This is a genomic window from Bradyrhizobium sp., assembly GCF_049581145.1.
Lineage (GTDB): Bacteria > Pseudomonadota > Alphaproteobacteria > Rhizobiales > Xanthobacteraceae > Bradyrhizobium.
Genome location: NZ_JBAURI010001143.1, coordinates 1 through 2,135, shown reverse-complemented (window position 1 = coordinate 2,135; position 2,135 = coordinate 1). Strand labels below are relative to the sequence as shown.

The 2,135-nt window shown below is 65.6% G+C and carries 1 protein-coding gene and 1 pseudogene; both read left to right on the top strand.

The genetic code is table 11. The annotated features are described in order from the left end of the window. Positions 1-555 (top strand): annotated as a pseudogene (locus WCB02_RS36505) (cellobiose phosphorylase); the annotation flags it as partial. Between the two features lie 59 nt (positions 556-614). Further along, the coding region (locus tag WCB02_RS36500) for a discoidin domain-containing protein (protein WP_423966532.1) at positions 615-2,135 on the top strand (1,521 nt) is incomplete at its 3' end.

The window sequence follows — 2,135 nt, the reverse complement described above, 5'->3', positions numbered from 1 at the left end:
CACTTAAGCCTGATCCGCAAGCATCTGCTTTATTCCGACGGCGCGCGGCTGATGGACAAGCCGATCGCTTACCACGGCGGACCGGAGACCTTCTTTCAGCGGGCGGAATCGGCCGCCTTCTTCGGTCGCGAAATCGGGCTCATGTATACGCATTCGCATCTGCGCTACGGCGAGGCAGTGAGCGACATGGACGAATTCGCCGCGCTGTGGGAGGCGCTGTTGGTCGCCAACCCGATCGCCGTCACGGATGAGCTTCCGCACGCGTCGCTGAGGCAGCGCAATGCTTATTTCAGCAGCAGCGACGCCGCCTTCCAGGACCGCTATCAGGCCAGCGACGAGTGGGCGCGCGTCAAAGCGAACTCGATCGCCGTCGACGGCGGCTGGCGCGTCTATTCGAGCGGCCCCGGCCTCTACGCCAACATGCTCATTCGCCACGCCTTCGGGCTGCGACGCCAATGCGGCAAGCGAATCGTGTCGCCGGGCCTCAGAAAGTCGCGCAAAGATCTCACCCTCGCATGGCTTGGCAGGCCCGGCGGCGGCTCGCCGCGGCGGTGATGAAGGCGGCATGAATCTGCGGGTCTCGGCGCCCGCCGCGCGATCGAACGGAGCTCTAGATGAACGCGCCGCGTAAGGATCGGTGGAAGGCGACCGCCAGCAGCGGCGATCCGCGTCTCGCCGTCGACGATCGCTATGCTACGAGTTGGAAGGCGAAGCCGGCGAAAAAGCCGTGGCTCAAGATCGATCTGGGCAAAGCCGCGACCCTTGCCGGACTCGAGGTCTATTGGGGCCCGGATGCGCCGGTGGTCTACGGATTCAAGTCTTCGCTCGACGGCAAGCGATGGACCCATCTTTGTCGGACGAGCCACGGCGAGGGCGGACAGGACGTCTTCGCTTTCCCTCCGGTCAAGGCGCGATTCGTGCGCTGGACCTGCGACGACCATGAGGCTGAGCGAGGAGAGGAGATCGTCGAGATCAACCTTTACGGTCCCGGCGACGCGGCATCGGTCATGGAAGAGGGGCGGGTTGCGGCGCTCGGCTATGCCCCGGTGAAGCTTCCCAAAGGCGAGAGCATCACGGTCGACTTCGGTTATGTGCGCTCTCCGCTCGGGGCGTTCATCGAATGGGGCGCCGCTTACGGAACCGACTTCTCGGTTTACCTCTCCGATGAAGGCAAGAGCTTTCGCGAAGTTGGCCGCATCCTGACCGGCAATGGCGGCAGCGACAGCTTCTGGTGGCGCTCGACCACGAGCCGCTATTTTCGCTTGACCGTCCACGAAACGAGCGCGCCGGAAGGGGCGATCGTCAACGAACTCAAGCTGCGCATCCTGAACAAGGATCGCATGCCGATCGGTCAGCTCGAACGCGCGGCAGCGGCCGGGCGTGGCGACCTTTATCCGCAATCGCTGCTCGGCCGCCAAGTCTACTGGACCGCGCTTGGTGAATATGATCACGCCGGCGAGGCGCTTTTCGACGAATACGGCAATCTCGAGCCGCTGCGGGGCTCCCCCCAGATAACCCCGCTCATCCGCCTCGGCCACGCGCTCCACGGCGCGCCGGCGAGCGCCACGATCAGCCAATCGCTCGCCGGCGGCTCGCTGCCCATTCCGACCGTCGAGTGGGCGGCGGGCAAGGTAGAGATCCGGATCACGGCCCTTGCGTACGCCGGTCTTGCTGTCGCGGAACATCGGGTAACCAACAGGAGCGCCCGGACGCGGAAGGGTACGCTGGTGCTCGCGGTGCGCCCCGTCCAGATCGATCCTTACTGGCAGCACGGCGGCCACGCCGCCATCAATTCCGTCGCCGTCGACGGCAGGAAAGTCAGCGTCAACGAGCGGCCCTACGCCACATTTTCGCGCGAGCCAGACTCGTTCGCGGTCGCCGAGTTCAAGAATGGCGATGTCGTCAGGCTCCTCGAGAAGGGACCGAGAAAGACCGCGCGGCGCCTTCGCTCCGATTCAGGTCTCCTCAGCGCCGCGTGCGAATTCGCCTTCTCCCTCGCGCCGGGCGCGAGCCTCGCCGTCGTCGTCTCGTCGCCGATCCGCGACGGCGTTGAGCCGCGGGCGGAGGCGCCATTCGACGCCTTGCGCGAGACCGTCGCGCAGGATTGGCGGGCGAAGATCGGCCCGCGCAAGATC